The organism is Methanobrevibacter sp. 87.7, assembly GCF_002208625.1.
Taxonomy (GTDB): Archaea; Methanobacteriota; Methanobacteria; order Methanobacteriales; family Methanobacteriaceae; genus Methanarmilla.
Genome location: NZ_MRCT01000100.1, coordinates 1 through 7212 on the forward strand (window position 1 = coordinate 1; position 7212 = coordinate 7212).

General features: G+C 23.8%; 7 protein-coding genes. 4 read left to right on the forward strand and 3 right to left on the reverse strand.

Annotated elements, in window-relative coordinates:
- Positions 1-127: 127 nt before the first annotated feature.
- From BGI41_RS05740 to BGI41_RS05755, 4 genes are all read left to right on the forward strand, one after another.
- On the forward strand, positions 128-1189 hold the full coding sequence (locus BGI41_RS05740) for a Xaa-Pro peptidase family protein (RefSeq protein WP_088539408.1): 1062 nt from the start codon (positions 128-130) through the stop codon (positions 1187-1189).
- A 253-nt stretch (positions 1190-1442) separates the two neighbouring features.
- Complete coding sequence (locus BGI41_RS05745; protein WP_088539410.1) at positions 1443-2369, forward strand: type II secretion system F family protein; 927 nt, start codon at positions 1443-1445, stop codon at positions 2367-2369.
- Positions 2370-2473: 104 nt separating this feature from the next.
- The gene (locus tag BGI41_RS05750; protein WP_088539412.1) at positions 2474-2683 is read left to right on the forward strand and encodes a class III signal peptide-containing protein; all 210 of its coding nucleotides are present in this window, start codon (positions 2474-2476) and stop codon (positions 2681-2683) included.
- 319 nt (positions 2684-3002) lie between these two features.
- Positions 3003-4415, forward strand: a complete 1413-nt coding sequence (locus BGI41_RS05755) for a lactaldehyde dehydrogenase (protein WP_088539418.1) — start codon at positions 3003-3005, stop codon at positions 4413-4415.
- 242 nt (positions 4416-4657) lie between these two features.
- On the opposite strand, the gene BGI41_RS08380 is transcribed toward BGI41_RS05755, so the two are convergent.
- The 3 genes from BGI41_RS08380 to BGI41_RS05765 form a co-directional block, all read right to left on the reverse strand.
- Positions 4658-4804, reverse strand: a complete 147-nt coding sequence (locus BGI41_RS08380) for a hypothetical protein (protein WP_158211970.1) — start codon at positions 4802-4804, stop codon at positions 4658-4660.
- Positions 4762-6066: an MFS transporter gene (locus BGI41_RS05760; protein ID WP_088539414.1), complete on the reverse strand. Its 1305-nt coding sequence runs from the start codon at positions 6064-6066 to the stop codon at positions 4762-4764. Before BGI41_RS05760 ends, BGI41_RS08380 begins: the two co-directional genes overlap by 43 nt.
- Positions 6067-6190: 124 nt before the next feature.
- On the reverse strand, positions 6191-6916 hold the full coding sequence (locus BGI41_RS05765; RefSeq protein WP_088539416.1) for a tRNA-binding protein: 726 nt from the start codon (positions 6914-6916) through the stop codon (positions 6191-6193).
- Positions 6917-7212: the final 296 nt, after the last annotated feature.

Here is a 7212-nt window from a genome sequence, read left to right on the forward strand (position 1 = left end):
GCATTAAAGTCATTATTTATCTATTAAATTTTGGATTTTTTAGATTATCTTTTTAACTAAAATATGTAAAATTTAATAAGTATTTAAAATATATTTATTATTATATAATATATCTTAGGGGATATTAATGTCAAAATATGAAAGTCCAAGTTCTATTCATTTATCACATTTAATTAAAAAAACACAAGAAGCCGATTATGATGGATTATTATTAACTAATGTAAATAATATTAAATATGTTTCTAATTATAATCCACAAAGTTTTGCATTTTTAGTTTTAAGTGAAAATCCTGTTGTATATGCAACAGAACTTGATTATGAAAATGCTAAACTTAATTCTCAAATTGAAGTTAGGAAATTTGAGTCTATATCTAGTTTAAATGATGATTTAGAAAAAGAAGGTAAAACTAAACTTGCTATTGAATCATCACTTCCTATTAGTTTATATCAAAAATTTTCAAAAGATTTTCTAGGTAAATGTGATTTAACAATTGATAATATTATTGAAACTGAAAGAATGATAAAATCTTATGATGAAATTGTTAAAATTCAAGAAGCTACTAAAATAGCTCAAAAAGCATTTAAAGATCTTGATATTCTACGTAAATATGATGCAGGTAAAAGTGAATGGGAAGTTTCATATGAACTAGGTAGATTAATGAGAGAATATGGTGCAGAGTCTGAATCATTTGATACTATAGTTGCAAGTGGTAGTAATTCAAGTTTACCTCATTCTATTCCTCAACATAAAGAATTAGAAACTCCAATTTTAATTGATTGGGGTGCTAAATATAAAGGATATTGTTCAGATAATACTAGAACAATTGTTTTCAGTGATAAACAACAAGAGATATTTGATATTGTTCTTGAAGCACATGATAAAACAATTGAAGCAATTCATGCAGGTATGAAAGCATCTGATGTAGATAAAGTTGCAAGGGATATTATTACTGAATATGGTTATGGTGATAATTATATTCACAGTACTGGGCATAGTCTTGGTTTAGATATTCATGAAGAACCAAATGTTTCTTATAGAAATGATACTATATTAGAAAGGAATATGTTTGTTACAGTAGAACCAGGTATCTATTTAGAAGGAGATTTTGGTGTAAGAATTGAGGATACTGTTATTGTAGATAATGATAATGCTCATATAATCGGTGATTTACCTCAAATTATTGTTTAAATATCCTTAAATTTACTTTTTATATAATTTTTAAATTACTTTTTTTTATTTCTAATTTTTTTCTTGTAATTTTTTGTTTTAGTGTTAGTTTCTTGTTCTTTAGGCAGTATTTTTTTATTTTAGCTATTTTAAATTTATTTATATTTATATAAACTTTGAATATTTTTTAAATCTATTAAATATTTAATATTCTATTTTATTTTTAATCTTGTTAAAAAATAATTTAAATACTATTTTATTTTTTATATTATCTATGAAATTTATTGATTTATTAAGTAGAATATCAACATTTTATGATGAAAAAATTCCAAGAAAATATATTTTAAATTTTCAAAATTTTTTACTTAAAGCTGGTGTAAATATATATTCTTGTGATATTTTAGCTATTTTTACTTTAATTTCTATTATATTATTTTTAATTTTATATTTTTCGGTTTATTTCTTTAATATTGATGTTTTACTTGTATTAATTTTATTTTTTTCTCCATTTATTATATTTTATTCTTATTTAAATTATAAAATTGAGTTAAGAAGAAAAGAAATTGAAGAGGAAGCACCAGATTTTTTAAAACAATTAGGATCAATGCTTCGTGTAGGTTTAAGTTTTGAAAATTCTATGGAATATATGTCAAATTATGGTTATGGGCCATTGTATAATGAGATTAAAATAACAGTATATGAAATTAAGTTAGGAAGTAATTTTGATGATGCTTGGATGAATTTAGCTCTTAGATTAAATTCTAAAAATTTAAGTCGTTCCTTTAAGATTATATTAGAAGGTAGAAAAAGTGGAGGAAGTATTGCAAATGTTCTTGATGATTTATCTTATGATTTAAGAAGTATGAATATTTTATCTAAAGAGAGAAAATCTTCAGTTATGATGGCAATTATTTTTTTAGTCATTTCTGCAGTTATTGCTACTCCTTTTGCTATGGGTATGGTATGTATTTATTCTAATTTTATAGGTACTTTAGGTAAAACTAATTCTTTACTTTCTGTTACACCAATAGTTAGTAATGCTTATATTATAATTCATTCATTTTTAGTTGGTTTTATTATAAATTTAATAATTTATGGTAATATTAAAAAAGGTCTTTATTATTCTTTTTTTCTAGTTATATTTGCTTATGTGATTTTTTATATAATTTCTAATTTAGATCTTACTTTGTTTAGTATATAATTTTTTTTGTTGAGGTTTTATTTTTGTTTAGTATATGATTTTTGTATTTTTTGATAGAATTTTTATTTATTTTTGTATATTTTTTTGGAGGTTATTTTTTGTTTATGTTTAATAAGATTTTCATTGAAGAAAATGCACAGTCTTCTGCAGAACTTATATTATTAATTGGTGGTATTTTGATTATTTTATTATTATTTTTAGACTTTTATAAAAAATATTTAAGTGATATATCTAATAATGTTAATTCTGAAGAGTTTGAAAATTTTAATAAGTCTATTAATCAATTATCTGATAAATTTAATAAATTTGTATAATATATTTATTGTCTAAATATTGTGTTTTATTTTTATTTTTTAAATTATAGATTATTTTATTTTTTTATGATTTTCAGTTCTACATTTTGGTTTTTTGTATAAGGTTTTTTAGATTTTTATATAATATTTTTTAATAAGTTTATAAAATATCTGTTAATACTTTCAGTAATTTATATAATATTTTTAATAAAATATGAAAATATTTAATTAAACCAAAATTTAGACTATTAATTGAATGTTTATTCATGAATTTTATTGAATTTTTAAAATATACTTTTTAGAATTCATGATTGTTTTAAATTATTATGAAGGTATTATTATGGATATTTTAATAAATGGTAAACATGTATCAAAAGATGAAACAATGGATGTAATAAATCCATATGATAATTCTATTATTGATACTATACCTATAGCAGATAAAAATGATGTTAATGATGTTATTATTGCAGCAAATAATGCTAAAAGTAAAATCATGGAATTTTCATCAAGAAAAGTTTCTAACTTACTTTTTGATGCTTATGATGATTTAAAAGAAAATAGTAAAAAATTAGCTAAAGTGATAACTGAAGAAACTGGAAAACCAATTAAAGGATCAATTGGTGAAATGGATCGTAGTGTAGAAACTCTTAGATTTGCTGCAGAAGAAGCTAAACGTATTTATGGTGAATCTGTACCTTTAGATGCAGGACTTGGAGGTAAAGGATTTTATGCATTTACTCAAAAAATTCCTTTAGGTGTTGTTGCTGCAATTACTCCTTTTAATTATCCAGTTAATCTTGCAATTCATAAATTAGGTCCTGCTGTTGCTGCTAAAAATACAGTAATTTTAAAACCTTCTAGGGAAGCTCCATTATCTGGTCTTATGCTTGCTGAAATTATGGCTAATCATTTTCCTGATGGTGTTATTAATTCTATAACTGGACTTGGTGAAGAAATTGGTGATGCATTAGTAACTGCTGAAAATGTTGATAAAATATCTTTCACTGGTAGTGTTCCTACTGGTCTCAGTATTGCTAATAATTCTGGAATGAAAAAATTAACTCTTGAACTTGGAGGTAATGATCCTGTTATTGTTCTTGATGATGCAAATATTGACAAAGCTGTAAAAGGTGTTGTAAATGGTGCATATCTTTTTTCAGGTCAAGTTTGTATGGGTGTAAAAAGAGTTATTGTTGATGTGAAAGTTATTGATGAATTCATTGATAAATTAGTAAAAGCAACTAAAAAACTTAAAGTTGGAAATCCTATGGATGAAAATACTGATATTGGTCCTCTTATAAATAATAAGGCAGTTAAAATGGTTGAACAATCAGTTAATAATTCTATTGAAAATGGTGCAAATCTTGAAATAGGTGCTAAAATTAAAGATAACTTTTATTGGCCTACTGTTCTTACTGATGTTAAACCTGAAATGGATCTTGTAAAAAATGAGACATTTGGTCCTATTGCACCAATTATTGGTGTAAATGGTGTTGATGAAGCAATTTCTGTAGCAAATAATACACGTTATGGTCTTCAAGCAGGTGTTTACACTGAAAATATTAGGAATGCACTTAAATGTACTCAGGAAATTGAAGCAGGATCTGTTTTTGTTAATAAACAATCTACTTTTAGAACAGATAACATGCCATTTGGTGGATTTAAATTAAGTGGTGTAGGTAAAGAAGGAGTTAAGTATGCTGTAGAGGATATGTGTAGAACTAAGTTAATTGGTTTTAATCTTAGATAATTAACTTCTTTTTTTACTCTTTTTATTTTTGTTTAAAATTAATTTTTGTTGATTTTTTTGAGTTTTAAATTTGGCTTTTTAGTAGTTTTATTTTTTGAGTATTAAAATTTTTTATTGATTTATTATTCGAATATGATTTTAAGTATTAAAATTAGTTTTAAATAATATTTATTTATATATAAAATTTAGCTATTTTAGCTTTATATCTATAATAAAAAATAAAATAAGATAATTTTTAATTATTAAGTTTCATATGTTGCTTTTGGTGGTTTACCATATATTGAAAGTATTATTACAAGAATACTTAATATTATTGAAAGGATTCCAATATAATGTAATCCTAAAATTAAATCATTTGCTGCACTACCAAATAATACATTTTGTTGCATAATATGACTGGTACTGTAAATGAATATATTAAACTTCCATAACATACACCAAAACTAATACCTAAACTTCTAGATGTTGGAATAACTCCTGAAGCAGTACCACTATATTCTTCTGGAACTGAAACCATTATTGCTTTATTAATTGGAGATTGTAAAAGACCACAACCAATTCCATAAATTGCAAACATTATAAATACATTAAATCCATGACTGTTTATATTAGTGTGAAGGAGTAGTAATGCAGAGATTATACATACTATACATCCCATAACTGTAGGTAAAACTGGACCTTTTTTATCAGTAATTTCTCCACTAATTGGTGCTATAAATATCATTAATATTGGTGCAGCACTTAATACAACACCAACCATACCAGGACCATCATGAACAACTTTTTCTAAGAAATATGGTAAAGCGTAAATAAATAAATATTCTGCAATGTATGCTAAATGAAGGTTGATACTATTTGCAGTAAATGTTTTATTTTTAAATAAATTGAGGTTAATTAAAGGATCTTCTGCACTTTTTTCTGCTTTAATAAATGCATATGTTGAAATTGCAGTAAGTATTCCAGATATTAATCCATATAAATAAAATTTATCTTCAATACAATTTAATGTAGTAATTACAAATAATGTTGCAAGAAATATACTTATTAATCCTTCAATATCCCAAATAACATCCATTGTTTCTATTTTATCTAATGAATAAATACTCATTATAAGTGTTATAATTCCAAGTGGAACATTGATTAAAAAGATTGCTCTCCAATTAAATAAACTTTGTAATATACCACCAATTGTTGGTCCTATTGCAAGTCCTACTGCTGCAAAAACAGAATAAATTCCATATGCTTTACCTAAATGATTAATTGAAAATGCTTTTTCTAAAATAATCATTGGACTAGCAAGAAGAAGTGAACCAGTAATTCCTTGTAAAAATCTACTTAAAATTAATATTTGGATAGAAGGTGAAAAAGAACACATTATAGAGGTTATTATTAATCCAATTACTCCAGAAATAAATATTTTATCATGACCATATTTATCTCCAAGTTTACTTGAAAAAAGTGCAAGTCCTATAAATGAAATAAAATATGCTGTAGCAACAAGACCTGTAATACCTACACTACTATTAAAATAAATCCCAATATCAGGTAATGAAACATTTGAAATACTTGTATTAATTGAAGCCATCATTACTCCAAGTGACATTGCTGCAAGTATTGACCATTTATTCGGTGATTCCTCCATATTTGCCATTATTTTTCCCTTTAATTTATATTTATTTTATAAATTTATTTTTAATAAATAATTTAAGAGATTTTTTGTGATTTTTTTATATTTTAGTTATTTTTCTAAATTTTATGTATTTTAATTTTATTAGCTATTTATCTAAAAATATATCAATTAAGTTACGTGTAGCATTTAATGATTCCATAGCTATTCCTTTAGGATTTTCTCCTATTTCTCCTTTAACATCTTTTAAAATATTTCCATCATAACCTAAAAACATTCCTTCTGAAACTTCACCAAAGAAACTTTGTGGTGGGAGTAGTGATACACCTACTTGATTATTTTCTTTAACATTTTGATCGTTGGTAATTACTTGTACTGCTTTTTTACCAAGATTTACATTACACATCATAAGATTATCAGCATGTGGATGTTTACTAACACTCATTACTTCTCCTTTTTTAATATCAATACCTATGATAGGATCATTTATTGGACCATAAGATAATCTTTTTCTAAGTCCAAGAATTGTATTTAAAAAGAATTGTACTTTTGCAATGTTTTCTTCAGCTTTTTGTCTTTCATCTTTAGGGGTAGCATTTATAAAATTATGATTCCATTCTTTTCCACCTAAGAATTCAATAATTTTATTTGCATGTTCTTCTAATTCAGTTACATCAGGACTATTAGTAAGATTTTCTCCTTCTAAATAGGAGTATTTTAAAGATTGGAATGCACTATTCATGTTTTTTGCTTCATCCACAGCTGCTTTTTTATTCCAATTTCCTCTAAAACTACCTGTACGTATAGTGTTTAAAAAAACTTCTTGTGATTTCATTGCAATTAAAATTCTATAATCTTTAGATGTATCCCACATATCTTATTCTCCAAAATTATTTTATGATTAAATATAATTTATAAATCTAATATTATTATTTTTATTTTATAACATTTATATATTTTTTAGTTTAAATAAGTATATTTTTAAACATTTTATAAAATAAAGAAATTCTTTTTAATTTTGTTTAATTTATTAAGTATTTTTTCTTGTTTTTGGTTTTTTGTGTTTTATTTTTTGTTTTTATTTAAGTTATACAAGTAATTTAATTTAGAAAATTCTATTTTTCTTTAATTTTATAAAATCTTTTTTAATTATGAAAAACTCTATTTTCA